The organism is Picrophilus oshimae DSM 9789 (genome assembly GCF_900176435.1).
GTDB classification, from domain to species: Archaea; Thermoplasmatota; Thermoplasmata; order Thermoplasmatales; family Thermoplasmataceae; genus Picrophilus; species Picrophilus oshimae.
Window position 1 is genome coordinate 391527 of the sequence record NZ_FWYE01000001.1, and the last position, 17190, is coordinate 408716.

Below are 17190 nucleotides of genomic sequence, written 5' to 3' on the forward strand. Positions count from 1 at the left end.
TCTCCATTAAATGATCTTTAATTTAGTTTTCCAGTTTCCAGTATTCCTCCGGGATATCATTGTAAATATCATACTTTGATGAATCGTCATCTATTGTTTCACTAATGTCCATGTTTGCAAGCTCAATAACACGGTTTACATTAAGTATCCAGTAATGAATGCGCCATTCACGGCCATCAAAAAGTGTTGTTTCCTCGCGCTCTGTTTCAAGAATGCCAATATCCTCCATTGTATAAAATGCATCACGATCCTCGGGCTCAAGCATGTTGTCAATAACACGGGTTCCATAACCAAAAAAATTAATAATATGCTCTGCAGATGACTCCGCCTCCTCCTTGCTCATCTTCCGCTGCTGAAGGCTCAAACCCTTGCTTATTGCGGCTGATAGCTCGTCCATCCTAACATAATTCCTCTGGTTTTTCATATTACCATTGACCTGAAATACATTTTCCATTAACATCACCTATGTTAAACATACCTTATTACATCTCGTTTTATAAGGTTATTTAATTTAGTATAATATATATATTTTATATTGTATAAAAACTTTTTCTTAATTATAAAAAATATATATTATATATAGTATATATGGATAATATTTAAAATATTTATAAAGATGAACATTCATAATGAATAGTATTGATTCAGCTCTTGAAAATGCCGGGAATTCAAAGTTCCATTACAGGGTTGTTTTCATATCAGGTCTCGGTTTCTTTACGGATGCCTATGACCTTTTCATCATTGGTGTTGTTATAAATTTGCTGCCGCTGTCTGGATGGCATTTAAGCATACAGGAAAGGGCAATACTGGACTCAACGTCCCTGCTTGCAGCTGTTTTTGGTGCCCTGCTTTACGGCAGGCTCCTTGATTTTCTTGGAAGGAAGGCTGTTTACGGCAGCGAGATTATAATTCTTGTCATAGGAGCCATTGGTAGCGCCGTTGCAACGCCATATAATAATGTAATTGCACTGATAATATGGAGATTCCTACTTGGCTTTGGCATAGGCGGCGACTATTCGACAAGCTCGACAATAATGACGGAGTACTCAAACAGAAAATCCAGGGGAAGATTCATAGGCATGGTTTTTTCAATGCAGAGTATAGGTCTTGTTGCGGGCCCATTGATAACGATATTATTTTTAACATCAAGCATACCTGTTTATATTACATGGAGGGCACTGCTTTTCATAGGTGCAATACCGGCAATGCTTGTTATATACTTTAGAAGGACAATGCCTGAGCCACCAAGGTACACCGCAAGCGTCCGTGGTGATTTTAAAAGGGCATCTGAAAATCTTAAAAAGTTCGCCGGCATAGATTCAGAGGCAACAGGCAGAATTGTATCAATAAGATGGACACGGCTTTTCATGGATAAAAGGTTTTTTATAACGTTGATTGGAACCAGTGTTACATGGTTCCTTATGGACTGGGCCTTGTATGGAAATTCAATAATGTCAAATGAAATATTATCATATATTGTTCCTTCGTATATCACAGGTATACAAAGCATAATAAGAACTTCAGAGTACTCAGCAATGATCTTCGGTATTGCTGCCTTTCCCGGATACTGGGCTGCTGCATTTTTAATAGATAAAATTGGCAGAAGGTTAATACAGATACTTGGGTTTTCCATTATGGGGCTGTCATATATATTAATAGCGCTAACAGGCATAGCCTCTGCATCTTACATATCATATTTTCTTCTGGTCTATGGATTAAGCTACTTCTTCATAGAGTTTGGGCCGAACATGACAACCTTTGTTTATCCACCGGAGCTGTTTCCAATAACAACAAGGGGTCTTGGAACGGGAATATCAGCTGCAGGCGGTAAGATAGGGGCCTTTGCTGGAACATTAACCGATACCATAATACTGGCATTTTACAATGTAAATTATTTAATGATTATACTTGCATTCCTTTCATTTGCGGGTGCTGTAATAACCTTTGCACTGCTTCCTGAAACAAAGAGAAAACCGCTTAGCGAGACCTCTGGTGAGAGAAGATATTCAATTGCAAAATAGAATTAATTTGATGTTGCACTTATATTTGGTATTCTTTTAAATGTTATAAAGGTCAATGCCATCAGGATTATTATCAATGGTGCTATGTAAATAAACAATGTTCTAAAGCCAATGTACTTTATTATAAATCCACCAAGCACAGGCATTACTATTCCTATCGACATCATAACGGAGAAAAAATAGCTGTTTGCAAGATTTCTTGATGATTCATCGAATGACCTGCTTATCGATATTATTGATGTAGGATATGTAACACCGTGCGGAATTCCAAGTATAATATATGCAATTAAATAAATAATGAGATCACTGCTTAAGAATATTAGAATTGATCCCATGAAGGTTATCATCATGGCTGTTCCAAGATAGTGCCATAGATTGCTTGGTGGCCTAAATGACATGTACAGCCTTGATGCAAAGGAAAATAAAAAGAATAATGCGAAGATTGCGTTTGCAACTGAAAGCGAAACGTGAAGATCTGACCTTGCAAAGATACCGCCAAAAGCAGTAAGCAGTGCAAATATTATATTATATGATAGTATTCCAAAGACAGCTGCCATGAATCCCGGATTTGAAAAGACCCTTGTGCTAACATTTGATCTTTTCTCATCGGGGAACTTTAAAAATGGTGATAAAACCGTTGATGCAATGCCAAACGGTATAAAAAAGAAGAATGCATCGCCTATTGGAAAGTATTTTAATATATATGATGCTATTGACGGCCCGAGTATTAAACTAATGCTTAATGATATTGTGTAAATACCAAGAACCCTTTCACGTGTTCTCCTGTCAGGAAACAGGCTTGCTGCAGTTATTATGTTTGGCATTATCAGCCCGAATGAAAAGCCAGAGATTAATATAACAGGCCATATCGTTAAATAGCTTGAAAAATGTATCAGGGCAAGCATTATTGTGTAACCTATGTTTGCTGATATAAATAGATACCTCCTTGTATGCGTGCCTGCCCTTGAATTTATAAATGCTGTTGTGAAAAACGTTCCAAAGGCAAGAACGGATTCCAGAAGTCCAACCTGAAACTGGCTGAAATTTAATACGTATCTTCCAAACAGGGATATATCCGTCATTATCATATTGTTTGATGACCTTACAGAAATGGTTATAACAAGTATTATCGAGATTGCATAAACAAAGCTGCTGTAAATAGATAACCTTGATCTATCCATGTTAATAGATAAATTATTTATCTATAAATAGTTTCTTTAAAAGCGTTAAAATTAAAAACGTTAAAAAGCTTATCTTTCATGACGTTTTACACGGATCCGGACGATGATAGATATATACTTTTTTATCATATAAACGGCGAGCCATTAATAAGAAATAAAAAAATAGTTCCGGAGAGGCTGGAAAAAAACGTTGAAAATGTATCAATGATAATAGAAAATTACGATTTTCTATCGCCCTTTAAGGATATTATAATAAAAAACATTTTTGGTAAAAGGGAAACAAAGATCATGGGAATATTAAATGCAACACCGGACTCATTCTTCCCGGGATCAAGGGTAGGCAGTGATGATAAAATATATGAGATGCTTGAAGAAAAGCCGGATATTATAGATATAGGTGGTGAAAGCACCAGACCCGGCAGCTCAGAGGTTGACCCGGAAACAGAGATAAAAAGACTCGAAGGTGTTCTAAACATATTGAAATCATATAATATAAAGATTTCTATAGATTCAAGGCATTACAGGGTCATAGAAGCACTATTAAAAAGATATGACATAGATTACATAAACGATATTTCCGGCTTTATCGATAAAAGAATGATAAAGATAGCCTCTGAGTATAAAAAAAAGTGCATAGTTATGCACATGCGTGGTGAGCCACAGAACATGAACAAATTCACAGATTATGATGATATATTCTTTGAGATAAATGCCTTTTTCTTTGATAGAATAAAAAACATGATAAATTCTGGAATAGAGCCTGAAAATATAATAATTGACCCCGGAATTGGCTTTTCAAAGAATTATGAGCAAAATATAAAACTGATTAAAAGCCCGTGGTCATTTGCCTTTGGCTTTAAAACCCTGTATGGTACATCTAGAAAGAGATTCATAGGTAAAATAACCGGAAACGACGTTAATAAAAGACTTGGCGGCACCATTGCAACATCAATATACCTTGCAATGAACAATGTGGACATATTAAGGGTTCATGATGTTTCAGAGAACAGGTCTGCAATAGAATTATATAAAATGCTTGTTACGTGAAATGGCTAAATGGTATTTTTCTTTTTTACGCAAATTTTTAATAATCACAGAAAATATAGAAATAATGAATGCAGGTCCAATAAACTACAAGGTTAAACTGCCCTCCGGGGAAAGGTATACTTTTATCAAGAGTACATTATCGGCAAGAAACCTTTACACTGTCTGCGAGGAGGCGCACTGCCCAAACATAGCCGAATGCTGGGAAAGCGGTACTGCAACCTTTATGATAATGGGTTCAAACTGCTCCAGGGGATGCAGGTTCTGTGCCGTCACCCATGGAAGGATGCTGCCCCTGGATCCAATGGAGCCTGAGAAGGTTTACGAGTCAGTAAAAATGATGAATCTTGATTATGTTGTTATTACATCGGTAGATCGTGATGATCTTCCGGATAAGGGTTCATCACACTTCGCAGCGGTAATAAGAAGGTTAAAAGACCTTAAAATAAAAATAGAGGTTTTGATCCCGGACTTCAGCGGCGTTCATAAATTTATTGACAAAATTATAGATGAAAGACCTGATGTGATAGCACATAACATTGAAACGGTTCGCAGGCTTACAAAAACTGTCAGGGATCCAAGGGCCGGATATGATCAGAGTCTTAACGTTCTAAGGTATGTGAAGTCCAGGTCAAACATCATAACAAAATCGTCTATAATGCTTGGCCTTGGAGAGACCGATGATGAGGTTATCGAAACACTGCACGACCTGCATGATGCTGGTGTTGACATTGTAACGATTGGACAATACCTCAGACCAACAAAGAAGCAGCTTGAGGTTAAGGAGTATTCCCCAATGGAAAGATTTAAAAATCTTGAGGAGTCCGCCTATAGCATAGGTTTTTCCTTTGTGGCCTCGGGTCCGCTTGTAAGGACATCTTACAGGGCGGCTGAGGCTTTTGTCAAGGGGGGTTTTAAAAATGATTGAAGAAGATATTAGTAAAGAGGATATTATTAGTGCATACAGAAACATGGTTTTGGAAAGGTTTCTTGATAAAAAACTGCTTGGAATAAACAGACAGGGATTTTTGCCATTTTATATACCAAACATTGGACATGAGGCTTTGCATGCCGCGATAGGCATGGCCATAAGGGATGATGATTTCTTCTATCCATATTACAGGGACCTTGGATCGGACATAGCCAGGGTTGGACTTGATTTTGTGCTTGCCCAGATGTTCTCAACTGAAATGGACAACGAGCTTGGGCGTGATATGCCGTTGCATATATCAAATAAGGCCAAAAAGGTTGGCCCGGTTATAACCACCGTCGGCGGGCATCTTATGGCTGCAACCGGTGTTGCATACTCATACAAATATCAGAAAAAGCCGGGCATAGTTATTACAACGTTTGGTGATGGTGCAACATCAACGCCGGATTTCCATGTTTCAATGAATTTCGCAGCGGTTTATTCGCTTCCGGTACTTTTTATATGTGAGAACAACCAGTGGGCGATATCATATCCTGTTGAGGAGCAAACAAAGGTTGAGATATCAAAAAAGGCAGAGGCCTATGGTTTTACAGGCATAAAGATCGATGGCAATAACTTCATAGAGGCATATCACGCAATAAGAAATGCCATTAAAGATGTTGAAAAAAATAAAATGCCATTGTTAATAGATGCTGTAACATACAGAATGGGGCCGCATACAACGGCGGATGATCCAAATAAATACAGAAAAACCATAATAAATGAGGGTGATCCCCTTGATCCGCTGTCCATCATTGAGGATGATATAAAAAAGATGAAGATACTCAACGATGAGGAGATATCAAATATAAAAAACGAGATAAATAACATGGTATCAAAGGAGGTTGAAAGATACGAGAAGATGAACAAGCCTGGAAAGGAAACGCTGTTTAAAAACATCTATGAAAACGAGCCATGGTATATAACAGAGGAAAGGGGTGAGATAGAATGACCGAGATGAATATGGTAAAGGCGCTTAACAGCGCACTTGATACAATGCTTGAAAGGGATAAAAACGTCATACTTCTTGGAGAGGATATAGCCAAGGACGGTGGTGTTTTCAGAGTTACAGACGGTCTTTATGCAAAGTACGGTGGGGAGCGTGTTATAAGCACACCACTCTCAGAACTTGGCATAGTTGGCATGGGCATCGGCATGGCAATGGATGGCCTGAGGCCCGTGCCTGAGATCCAGTTTCTGGATTTTATATACACTGCAATGGATCAAATAGTGAGCCAGATGGCAAAGATAAGGTACAGAACAAATGGCGATTACACCCTGCCAATGGTTCTTAGAACACCATATGGCGGTGGCGTTTCAGGCGGGCCTTATCATTCACAGAGCAGCGAGGCATACTTTGCACATACTGCAGGTCTTGTTGTTGTCACGCCATCAAATCCATACGATGCAAAGGGCCTTTTAATATCTGCAATAGAAAGCAATGATCCTGTTATGTTTTTGGAGCCCAAGAGGATTTACTATTCAATAAAGAACGATGTGCCTGACAATTATTATAAGGTTGATATAGGAAGGGCCAAAAGGATCCTTGAGGGTGATGATGTTACCTTAATAACATATGGCCCGATGGTTCCACTGGTAAAATCTGTTGTTCAGAAAAACAATGTAAATGCCGATGTCATAGATCTAATAACATTAAATCCATTTGATGTGAATTCTATAATAAACTCTGTTAAGAGAACGGGCCGCGCGGTAATTGTCCATGAGGCGCCAAAGATGTTTGGTGCCGGTGCTGAAATAGCAGCAACAATAGCTGAAAAGGCCATAGATTACCTTCAGGCACCTATTTTAAGGGTTACAGGCATGGACATACCTGTTCCTTTTATACTTGAGGATTACTATGTTCCAAATGAGAAGAGAATTATGAATGCTATAAATAAGGTTATAAATTATTAGGTGAGATTGATGTACACGTTGAAGGTTCCACCAATAGGAGAGGGCGTCAGTGAGGGCGAGATAGTAAAATGGAATGTAAAGGAGGGCGACACAATAGAAAAGGATCAGGAGATCGTTGAGATAATGACTGATAAGATAACAATAAAGATTCCATCCCCGGTCAGCGGAAAGGTATTAAAATTGATTGAGCCAGAGGGAAAAACCGTCAAGGTCGGTGACAGCATAGCAACAATAGATTCGCAGGAGGGCAATGAAGAAATTAACAATGAGAACAATGCCCAGGAATCAAAGGAAATTAAAATAGAAAACAAAAATTATGGGAGTAATGTAAAAAACGTTGAGCTGGTAAAGGCAACACCCGCTGTGAGGGCATACGCAAGGCAGAAGGGAATAGATCTTTCAAATGTAAGGCCGTCCAGACCTGATGGCAGGATAAGAAAAGAGGATATAGACAACTATATATCAATGAAGAATAAAACTGTTCAGGAAAATGTCGAGATACAAAACGATGAGGTATATAAACCATCAGGCATAAGAAAGATCATCTTCGACAAGATGACGAAATCAAAGCAGATCATACCACATTTTACAATAACAGATTTTATATCAACGGAGAATATTGAAAAGGCCATTGATTATTATTCAAAGAAGGGCTATGTTAGCTTTACATCATTCTTTGCAAAGGCATGCACAATAGCATTTAAGGAGTTCCCAAAGATGAATGCCTTATATAATGATGATGGCACATACACAATAAAGAAGAGGTATAATATTGGAATAGCCGTTGATTCTCCATATGGATTAACCGTTGTTGTTGTAAAGGACGTTGATAAGAAGAGCATCTTTGAGATATCAATGGAAATAAGGGAGCTCGCCGAAAAGGCAAGATCAAACAAACTCGAAATGGATGATGTTAGGGACTCGACGTTTTCAGTAACAAACATAGGGGCAATAGGCGGAATATATTCAACACCGATAATAAACTATCCTGAAGTCGCAATTCTTGCTGTTAACACAAGGACAAATGCATTTATAGATGGTTCAATGAGAAGCGGCGTCTATGTTACACTCGCCTGCGACCACAGATTAATAGATGGTGCCGAGGCTGCAAGGTTTATAAAAAAGATAAAGGAGATCATAGAGCAGCCAATGCTTTACATTGGTGATTAACATGGATTACGATGTCATTATCCTTGGGGCCGGTGCTGGTGGATATAAAGCTGCTGTTCATCTTCTAAAAAATAAAAAAAGAGTATTAATGATAGAAAAGGAGAAATTCGGCGGTGAGTGCCTTAACTACGGATGCATACCATCAAAGGCATTAATAGAGATGAGTGAGAGTATTTACTACCTGAAGAACATGCCGGGCATTTCAATGGAATATAAAATAGATATGAAGGCATGGCAGGACTGGAAGAATAGTATGGTTGCAAGGATAACTGGAAACGCAGAGAGGCAGTGCAAATCACTTGGTGCTGATATATTATATGGCTTTGGAACATTAAAGGATAAAAACACCGTTAATGTCAATGGAAAGGATTACACTGCGGAAAACATTATAATAGACACGGGATCATCGCCGGCAAGGATACCTGGAATAGACAATGTTTATTATAACAGGGAAATACTTGGCATTGATCATATACCGGAGAGCATTGCAATCATAGGCGGCGGTTACATAGGCGTTGAGATAGGAACGGCAATGGCAAAGCTTGGTTCAGATGTTTACATTATAGAGGCAAAGGAGAGAATACTTCCAGAGGTCAGCAGCGAGCTTTCAAATGCCGTTGATAAAAAATTAAGATCCATCGGCGTAAAAATAATGACGTCCAGCAAGGTAATCTCTGTATCAAAAGATAAATATTACACTGTGAAAACAGAGAACGATGAGATAAAATCTGAAATGGTTCTGATGTCTGTTGGAAGGATACCAAACACAAAAAATATAGGGCTTGAGAATCTTAAAATTGAAATGGATGGAAGATTTATAAAAACCGATGAGCATAGAAGGACAAATGTAAAAAATATATACGCGATAGGCGATGTCACAACAGGACCGATGCTGGCACATAAGGCATTTTATGATGCATACATTGCATCAGAGAATATTCTCGGCAATGACGTAATAATAGACTATAAAGCAATGCCATATGTGATATATACAGATCCTGAGATATCGTTCACAGGTAGTGTATCAAACAATTCAAAGAAGATTATGACATCGGCAGTTCCAAGGGCACTTACAATGAATGAGGGCGATGGCTTCTTCAGGATTTACTACAATGATGATGGAACAGTAACAGGAGCGGCCATCGCCGCGCCAAGATCATCAGAGATTATAACAGAGATAAGCCTTGCCGTTGAATCTTATTTAAATATAAATGATCTGCTGCTTACGATACATCCACATCCAACAATAGCCGAGGGGATACATGATGACTTCGAAAATTAATTATTATATTGATCTTAAAAGATTTGATTACAAAAAATGCCTTGACATACAGTACAGGCTTGTCTCAATGAGAAAGAACGATTTAATAGGTAATACAATAATTTTCGTTGAGCACGATCCTGTTTACACAATAGGCAGAAAGGCTGACCCAAGGAACTATTCAAACGTAAATGTTATAAGAACAGACCGCGGTGGTGATATAACATATCACGGCCCCGGCCAGCTGGTTTCTTACTTTATCTTTGATGTAAGAATAAATGGTAAAAAGGAGGTAAAAACCTTTCTTAATAATATAGAAAACGTCTACATAAATCTACTAAAGAATCTTGGATACAGTGCATCAACAGGTGATGAACCGGGCATCTGGATAGAAAAAAACGGTAAATTAAAAAAGGTTGCTTCCATAGGCATGGCCATAGATGATTATGTATCATATCATGGTGTTGCACTTAACATAAACAAGGAGGTTTTAAACGGATTTATAAAAATAAACCCATGCGGGCTCCCGCCGGCCGTTATGGATTACATAGATATTAAGAGAGATGATGCCATTGATTTAATAATAAAGGAGATTGAAAAAATATATGGTAAATTCAATAAAATAGAATATGAGGGCCTGATCTCATGATTCACGCCTTATGTCCCAGATTCTTTCATCTATACCAAGCCTTTTATTTGAAACCAGGGCATGCATGAAAAGCAGCGATGAAAGCCTGTTCAGGTATATTAATATGTATTTATTCACCTGTGTCTGCTTTGATAGATAAACTGCAATACGCTCGGAACGCCTTGCGACTGATCTTGCAACATGGAGCGTTGCTGCCTCCTGGCTTCCGCCTGGTATTACAAAAAGTTTTATCTTGCCTATTTCCCTGCGATAATCAAAAACCCTTGATTCAAGCCATTTAACACGATCCTCTGATATTGTCCTGTGTGTGCCCATGGCCGTTACATCCTCGCCAATCAAAAAGATATCGTTCTGTATAAGGTCAAGATCATTCTTTATATCATCCCATTTTGATGTTACAATGGCAAGACCTATGAATGAATTTAATTCATCCAGTGTACCCTGAAACTCAACAAGTGGGGAATCCTTTCCTATTCTTACCCTTAAACCGGTGTCTGTCTCTCCGGCATCACCACGCCTGGTAAACATATTTAACTAATGTAAAATATGATTTAATCTTTTGTATGCTTTACAGCAAAAGCATGAAAAAAATTATTGATTTCTTTTTATTGTTATTGGTATAACATTATTTTCAAATTCTATCATTGCTATATCTATTGGATCTATGATATCCGGGGAAATATCTATAATCACCGGTGCGCCCATTGCAATCTGCAGGGCCCTTGCTCCAATAATCCTCGCCTTTTCAAATTTCGTCAATATCATAAAAATCATGCAAACAAACCTATATTAAAAGGTTGTTAATAAAATTTTCTTATAGATTAAAGCACGATACTTGAACCATCCGGTGCATTTATTTTTAATGGTTTTCCGTTTTCTGTTATAATAAATCTTGAGTTATTGTATTCAAGAACCAGCTCGTTTTTATCAACAATGAATTTGTACCTTTTGATTTCATCCATTGATATTATATCACCATTGAAGTCAAAGCCATCTATTTTCATCCTGGAACCGTCATCTGCATTCACCTCTGGAATGATTATTCTTTCACCATGCTGTACTGCTATTATAATTGCCTCTGATTTTATGCCGCGTATCGTTGCAGGTTTTACATTCCTTATTAAAAGGATTCTCCTGCCCTGGAGATTCTCCGGTGTTAAATACTTTTTTATATTCGAAACAATGGTAATATCCCTGTCAGCATGAACGCCCAAAACGTATAGATTATCCGCATTTGGATGGTCATTTACATATTTTACGGTACCGGCCATGAGATCTATGTTTATCTTTTTGTCAGCAATTTCCAGCTTCTTAAATGGCGGTTCTCCCTTCAAAGGTCTGAAATCATCAAAACCCAACATATCATCAAATTTATAATTAACAGTTTTAAAACCAAGTGATGAAAGGATTTCAGATGAGGCGGATGGCACATATGGATAGAGCATTGCCGTTAAATACATAGAGATTTTAAGCGATGTAAAAAGCACCTGATTTAATCTCTCAGGGTCATTTATATTCCATGGGGCCTCGCTGTTGAAATAGTTATTTGCAAGCGTGACTGCCTCAAGCCAGATCTGAAGCCCGTTCTTTATTTTTATGTTTTTTATTGATTCAGAATATTCATCAAAAAATCTTTTGAATTCGTTTATAATTGAATCCGGTTCGCATTTTTTTATATTTATCTTCCTGTTTGATATAAAACCCAGAACCCTGTATATAAAATTGCCATATTTATCTATGAGTTCGCTGTTTACCCTGCTGACAAGCTCGTTTAATGAAAAGCTTGAATCCCCGGTTTCAGGCATTATCGAGGCCATATAGTATCTTAAATAATTCTTGTTTACCAATGAAAGGGCCTCGTTAACTGTGTATCCAATACCACGGCTTTTTGAAAACTGGGCACCCTCGAATCTTAAATATTCATTTGCAGGCACGTTGTATGGTAGATTATAATCTCCATGCGCAATGAGCATCGCAGGCCATATAATTGTATGAAACGGGATATTATCCTTGCCTATGAAATAATAAGATTTAACATTTTTATCAAGCCAGAATTTTTTCCAGTAATCATCATCTTTTATATTCTTTGAGTAAACCCTTGCACCTGTTATGTATCCTATAAGAGCCTCAAACCAGACATAGATCCTTTTGCCTTCAAAGCCATTTAATGGTATCGGAACTCCCCAGTCGATATCCCTTGTTATTGGCCTGGGCCTTAACCCCTCATTTATTATTGATCTTGTGAAGTTTATTACGTTTGGCTTCCAGTTCTCCCTTGTATTTAAATAATTCAGGAGCTCATCTGATAGCAGATCAAGCCTTAAAAAGAAGTGTTCTGTTGCAATAAACAGTGGCTCCTCATTGGATGATGTACACCTTGGATTTATAAGCTCTATTGGATCCAGTGTTCTTCCGCATTCATCGCACTGATCGCCACGTGCATCGTTAAAACCGCAGTATGGGCATGTGCCATGTATGTAGCGATCTGGCATAAACTTCCCTGTTGATTTGCAGTATGGAGATACCATGTATCTCTTTTCAAGATAATTTTTGTTTAAAAGATTAATGAAGAATTCATCAACGTCCTTTACATGCTCAGGATCTGTTGTCCTTGTAAATATGTCAAATACTATATCAAGATTTTTAAAGGTTTGCTCATGTTCTCTGTGGTAAATATCAGCCACATTCTGGGGCGATGTTTTATTCTTCTCGGCCGTTATTGTTATCGGGGTTCCATACTCATCACTGCCTGAAACAAATAAAACCTCGTTACCATTTAATCTATTAAACCTTACAAAGATATCTGCTGCCAGATATGCACCAGCAATATGACCAAGATGGAGTGGGCCATTTGCATAGGGCAATGCACAGTTTACAAGTATTCTTTCACTCATTGGCAAGGTATTATAAATATAAATTTAAAGTTTTAATACTGTTTTAATATTTCAGAGACTGCCAGTCTAACGCTTTGATCGCTGTCATATTTGTTCCTATAGCCTAATGACTCCATCTTTTCTATGGATAGCTCTGCATACTTTATATCACCCTTCCATCCACGGCCGTTGTATCCCCCGGTGTAATTATATCTAACGTTTTCAAGATTCATTGCGGATGTAACATAATCTGCTATGGTTTTTACAGATGTTGTTCCATGGTTTCCAAGATTAATTACATCAGTTTTTTGAATCCTTTCATGTATTAGCAGCATTGCATTTATGCAGTCTGAAACGTGTATGTATGATTTCCTCTGCGTTCCGTCTCCAAGTATTTCAAGCTCGTTTGGATTGTTTTTTAATTTCATTATAAAATCATGGATAACGCCATGTGTTGAATTTTTACCAACAACGTTTGCAAATCTAAACATTGAGGCCTTAATACCATAGTAATGCGAATATGCTGATATAAAAGCCTCATTGGCAAGCTTTGATGAGCCGTATGATGATATTGGCATGCATGGTCCGTAGCTTTCTGGTGTTGGCATTATTGATGCCTCACCATAAACCGTTGATGATGATGAAAAGATCATTTCATTAACATCGTATCTTCTCATGTATTCAAGTAAATTTTGGGTTAAAACAACGTTTTCATTGAAATCCAGCATCGGATCATTTGATCCGGATCTTACATCCGAGTTTGCGGCAAGGTGTATTATAATATCAAATTTATCCTTAATTTCATATTTTAGAAGATCATTATTAATAAAATGGAAGTTCTTATTATGAAGGAAATCCTTTATGTATTTAATATTGTCTGTAAAATCTATTACCGTTACATCATTGTCATTTACAAGCCTTTCAACCATGTTTGATCCTATAAAGCCCGCACCACCAGTTATTAATATCTTTTTTCCTTTCATGATTATGTTATTATAAACATTAAATAAATGTTGTTTATCTTATGCCAAATTTTGATGCAATATCGACAACATCCTTAACATAATCATGGAAGAACCTCAGTATATCACGTGATGTGATCACCCCAAGGAATTTGCCATTTTCTATAACCAGTAAACGCCTTATGCCGTTGATTGCCATGATGTCTGCTATCTTGTCCATTGGCGTCTTGGATGAGACCGAGATTAGATTTGTGCTCATTATCTCCTTTAATTTTATGCCTTCTGGATTTATGTTCCTTGCAAGCACCTTGTTTATCAGATCCCATTCGGTTATTATGCCCTCTGGCTTTCCATTTTTTCCTATTATTATATAGCCGTGGCGCTCATCTGACATTATTTTTGATGCGGTGAGGCAGTCAGTATCCGGATCGTATACCCTGTTGTCCCTATGCATTATATCCTCTGCGTAAAGTACCATAAGAATATATGCAATAAAAATAGATAAATTAATCTAAAATGATAATAATTGTGTCATATATAGTAATAATTATATCATATGTATTGATCTATAAATTGAAAATTCATTAATTTGTAATTAATTATAACAGATGTTGAATAAATAATTGTATTTAATATATTATGAAAAAAATTTTAATTATTTAAAACTTTGAAATAAATACATACAACAAAAATCTTTAAATATAGAGAATATTAAATTTTTGTTTTTATTCTTTTATTAATCGATATATTACAGTATATGAAATAAAACATAAATAAAATTAAAGATTAAGGTATTAAATAACTTTATATTTTAATATCAAATGTAAAAAGTTATAGAATTTATGAATTTTTTGTGAATAATCCTCATATTAATTGCACCTTGATTGATATAGTAATAAAAAAATCAAAAAACATGAAAAATTTAATATACAATTAATGCATAGATATAAACAATGACAAAGCTACTTGTATTAGGTGGAAGGTTTGCTGGATTAACAGCAGCGTACACGGCAAAGAGGCTTCTTGGAGACAAAATTGATGTAACACTGATAAACAATACACCATATGCGGCATTCAGACCCGGAATGCCACACGTATCAATAGGAGTTTTCAAGGCAGAGGATCTTTTGGTTGATCTTGGAACTGCATTGCCTGCAAAGGGTATAAAGTTCAAACAGGGAACTGTTACAAAGATAGATGCAAAGAAGAACAGGGTAGAGTACGATGATCCATCAGGGCACAAGCAAACAGAGGATTATGACTACCTTGTTGTTGGATTTGGTGCAAAGCTTGGCATAGAGCACATAAAGGGCTGGCATGAGTACGGAAACAGTGTCTGTGAGCCTGACTATGCAACAGCACTTCATGAGAAACTCGAGAAATTCCAGGGCGGAAACATTGCAATAGGTTCTGGTATATTCTACCAGGGAACGTTAACACCCAGGGGAACGTATCCAAAGAACTGGGCCGCACCGGCAGATTCAGCCTGCGAGGGGCCTGTATTTGAAATGTCATTAATGATTCCTGCATACCTTAAAAAGAGGGGCATACTGGACAAGACCCATATAACAATATTCTCACCAGGAGAGGAGATACTAACAGATATATCAAAGGAATCAAGGGGCGTTGTTAAATCGCTTTATTCAAGCCAGGGTTTCGACATGGTCTGGAATTTCAAGCTTGCAGAGGTAAGAAAGGACGAAATAGTAAGCGAGGACGGAAAGACCATAAAGGCAGATATAGCAATTATATTACCGCCATACGAACACAACGATGCTGTTACAAATTCAACACCGGATCTCTTTGATGATGGCGGATTCATACCAACAGATGCACACATGAGGTCAATAAAGTACGATAACATATACGCATGCGGAGATGCAAACCAGATGACGGTTCCAAAACTTGGATATCTTGCAGTACAGACATCAAGAATAGCCATGCAGGATCTTGCAAACAGACTTGGCGTTCCAACAAAGATAGATGAATACCATCCAGAGGTCGTTTGCATAGCAGACAACCCGCTTGAAGGATTTGCAATAGCAGTAAATGACACAACGTTCTACGGTGGCACAAAAGGCCTGGCGGTACCATCACCAACAAACCACATGAAGAAGGAGTTGTTTACCAAATACTTTATGTGGACGAATGGAGATATGGCACTTGACAAATATCTCGCAAGCTGGTGATGTGAAATGATGACAGAGGACGAGGCAATAGAGAAGCTGTTGACGCCTGACACAATGAACAGCATCAACAGGCTGATGGAAGTAGTGAAGAAGCTGGACAAGATGGGATTCCTTGATGTAATATCTGGAATCCTTGACGACGAGGAAACCCTAAAAATGATAATGGGCATTCTAACAAGCGATGAGGTCTTAATGCTGTTCACAAAGAAGGACTCACTGCTATCCATGCTTTCCATTATATCAGAAAAGAAGAATGTAAATGCACTGTCGAATCTCCTTGAAATGCTTGGAACATTGCAAAACAAGGGAATGCTTGATCCTGTCATGGGTATATTAAACGACGATGAGGCCCTTGGAACATTGATGGGACTACTATCAAATGATTTTACAATGAACTTTTTAATGAACTATAAAACAATACTTAATGCCCTTGGAACCCTGGATCTAAGCGTTGCACCGCACTATGTAAACTTCATAAAGGCCATTGAGAATGCAATAAAAACCGAGACCGTTACACCTGTTGGTGGCATGATGGGAACGCTGCATGCAATGAAGGACGAGGATACACAGAGGGGACTTGGAATAGTCTTTTCCATACTCAAAAGCCTCGGCAAAACATGCTTTTCAGATTTTAACTGCAATGCAGGAAATAAAAAATAAAAATATTTTTTTATCCACCTGAAAATACCTCTAAAAACAATAAATCATCTTCTGGTCTTACGTTTTCATCCTCTGTTGCAGGGCTTCCATTAAGTATAATTGCATATCTTTCTGCATCTATTTTATATTGTTTTATAATGTCATTTATTGTGAGCTCATGATCCATTTCTATTGTTTTATTTTCTGATCCTTTTATTCTAATCATATAGCTCCGGGCAGATTCGAACTGCCGTCGTCGGATCCAAAGTCCGAAATGCTTGTCCACTACACCACGGAGCTTTATTACTTTATTCCAA

Annotated in this window: 18 protein-coding genes and 1 tRNA gene; 10 read left to right on the top strand and 9 right to left on the bottom strand. The window is 37.5% G+C overall.

Annotation, left to right across the window (positions count from 1 at the left end; all coding sequences use genetic code 11):
* Positions 1–22: 22 nt before the first annotated feature.
* Positions 23–454, bottom strand: a complete 432-nt coding sequence (locus tag B8780_RS02160; RefSeq protein ID WP_011177355.1) for a DUF6015 family protein — start codon at positions 452–454, stop codon at positions 23–25.
* A gap of 175 nt (positions 455–629) precedes the next feature.
* Between B8780_RS02160 and B8780_RS02165 the strand changes: the two genes are divergently transcribed.
* Positions 630–2021 (top strand): MFS transporter, encoded by a 1392-nt coding sequence (locus B8780_RS02165; protein WP_084272493.1) that lies wholly within the window; start codon positions 630–632, stop codon positions 2019–2021.
* Between the two features lie 2 nt (positions 2022–2023).
* Here the strand turns inward: B8780_RS02165 and B8780_RS02170 are convergent, their stop codons facing one another.
* Positions 2024–3202: an MFS transporter gene (locus tag B8780_RS02170; protein ID WP_011177353.1), complete on the bottom strand. Its 1179-nt coding sequence runs from the start codon at positions 3200–3202 to the stop codon at positions 2024–2026.
* Positions 3203–3280: 78 nt separating this feature from the next.
* On the opposite strand from B8780_RS02170, the gene folP reads away from it, so the two are divergent.
* From folP to lipB, 7 genes are all read left to right on the top strand, one after another.
* Entirely contained in the window at positions 3281–4249 is a 969-nt protein-coding gene (gene folP / locus B8780_RS02175; protein ID WP_084272494.1) for a dihydropteroate synthase, read from the top strand.
* A gap of 64 nt (positions 4250–4313) precedes the next feature.
* Entirely contained in the window at positions 4314–5174 is an 861-nt protein-coding gene (lipA, locus tag B8780_RS02180; protein WP_011177351.1) for a lipoyl synthase, read from the top strand.
* Entirely contained in the window at positions 5167–6168 is a 1002-nt protein-coding gene (locus B8780_RS02185; protein WP_084272495.1) for a thiamine pyrophosphate-dependent dehydrogenase E1 component subunit alpha, read from the top strand. Before lipA ends, B8780_RS02185 begins: the two co-directional genes overlap by 8 nt.
* Positions 6165–7130 carry an alpha-ketoacid dehydrogenase subunit beta gene (locus tag B8780_RS02190; protein ID WP_011177349.1) on the top strand — a complete coding sequence of 322 codons (966 nt, stop codon included), beginning with the start codon at positions 6165–6167 and terminating at the stop codon, positions 7128–7130. Before B8780_RS02185 ends, B8780_RS02190 begins: the two co-directional genes overlap by 4 nt.
* A gap of 9 nt (positions 7131–7139) precedes the next feature.
* Positions 7140–8300, top strand: a complete 1161-nt coding sequence (locus B8780_RS02195; protein WP_084272496.1) for a dihydrolipoamide acetyltransferase family protein — start codon at positions 7140–7142, stop codon at positions 8298–8300.
* A gap of 1 nt (position 8301) precedes the next feature.
* Positions 8302–9582, top strand: a complete 1281-nt coding sequence (locus B8780_RS02200; RefSeq protein ID WP_011177347.1) for an FAD-dependent oxidoreductase — start codon at positions 8302–8304, stop codon at positions 9580–9582.
* Complete coding sequence (lipB, locus tag B8780_RS02205) at positions 9566–10210, top strand: lipoyl(octanoyl) transferase LipB (protein WP_236719355.1); 645 nt, start codon at positions 9566–9568, stop codon at positions 10208–10210. The genes B8780_RS02200 and lipB overlap by 17 nt, the downstream gene beginning before the upstream one ends.
* Here lipB and B8780_RS02210 read toward each other — a convergent pair.
* The 5 genes from B8780_RS02210 to B8780_RS02230 all read right to left on the bottom strand — a co-directional run bounded on the left by B8780_RS02210 (position 10205) and on the right by B8780_RS02230 (position 14523).
* Entirely contained in the window at positions 10205–10738 is a 534-nt protein-coding gene (locus B8780_RS02210; protein ID WP_084272498.1) for a cob(I)yrinic acid a,c-diamide adenosyltransferase, read from the bottom strand. The genes lipB and B8780_RS02210 overlap by 6 nt on opposite strands.
* Before the next feature lie 63 nt (positions 10739–10801).
* Positions 10802–10975: a DNA-directed RNA polymerase subunit K gene (locus B8780_RS02215; protein ID WP_048059447.1), complete on the bottom strand. Its 174-nt coding sequence runs from the start codon at positions 10973–10975 to the stop codon at positions 10802–10804.
* A gap of 56 nt (positions 10976–11031) precedes the next feature.
* Complete coding sequence (metG, locus tag B8780_RS02220; RefSeq protein WP_084272499.1) at positions 11032–13104, bottom strand: methionine--tRNA ligase; 2073 nt, start codon at positions 13102–13104, stop codon at positions 11032–11034.
* Between the two features lie 32 nt (positions 13105–13136).
* Positions 13137–14066 (bottom strand): NAD-dependent epimerase/dehydratase family protein, encoded by a 930-nt coding sequence (locus B8780_RS02225; RefSeq protein WP_084272500.1) that lies wholly within the window; start codon positions 14064–14066, stop codon positions 13137–13139.
* 34 nt (positions 14067–14100) lie between these two features.
* Entirely contained in the window at positions 14101–14523 is a 423-nt protein-coding gene (locus tag B8780_RS02230) for a CBS domain-containing protein (RefSeq protein WP_084272501.1), read from the bottom strand.
* 475 nt (positions 14524–14998) lie between these two features.
* Between B8780_RS02230 and B8780_RS02235 the strand changes: the two genes are divergently transcribed.
* Both B8780_RS02235 and B8780_RS02240 read left to right on the top strand, forming a co-directional pair.
* Positions 14999–16234: an NAD(P)/FAD-dependent oxidoreductase gene (locus tag B8780_RS02235; protein WP_084272502.1), complete on the top strand. Its 1236-nt coding sequence runs from the start codon at positions 14999–15001 to the stop codon at positions 16232–16234.
* A 6-nt stretch (positions 16235–16240) separates the two neighbouring features.
* A complete protein-coding gene (locus tag B8780_RS02240; protein ID WP_084272503.1) occupies positions 16241–16894 on the top strand; it encodes a helical membrane plugin domain-containing protein in 654 nt (217 codons plus the stop codon).
* Positions 16895–16904: 10 nt separating this feature from the next.
* On the opposite strand, the gene B8780_RS02245 is transcribed toward B8780_RS02240, so the two are convergent.
* Together B8780_RS02245 and B8780_RS02250 are read right to left on the bottom strand one after the other, a co-directional pair.
* Positions 16905–17099 carry a MoaD/ThiS family protein gene (locus B8780_RS02245; protein ID WP_011177338.1) on the bottom strand — a complete coding sequence of 65 codons (195 nt, stop codon included), beginning with the start codon at positions 17097–17099 and terminating at the stop codon, positions 16905–16907.
* Position 17100: 1 nt separating this feature from the next.
* A tRNA-Gln gene (locus B8780_RS02250) sits at positions 17101–17173 on the bottom strand.
* Between the last annotated feature and the right edge of the window lie 17 nt (positions 17174–17190).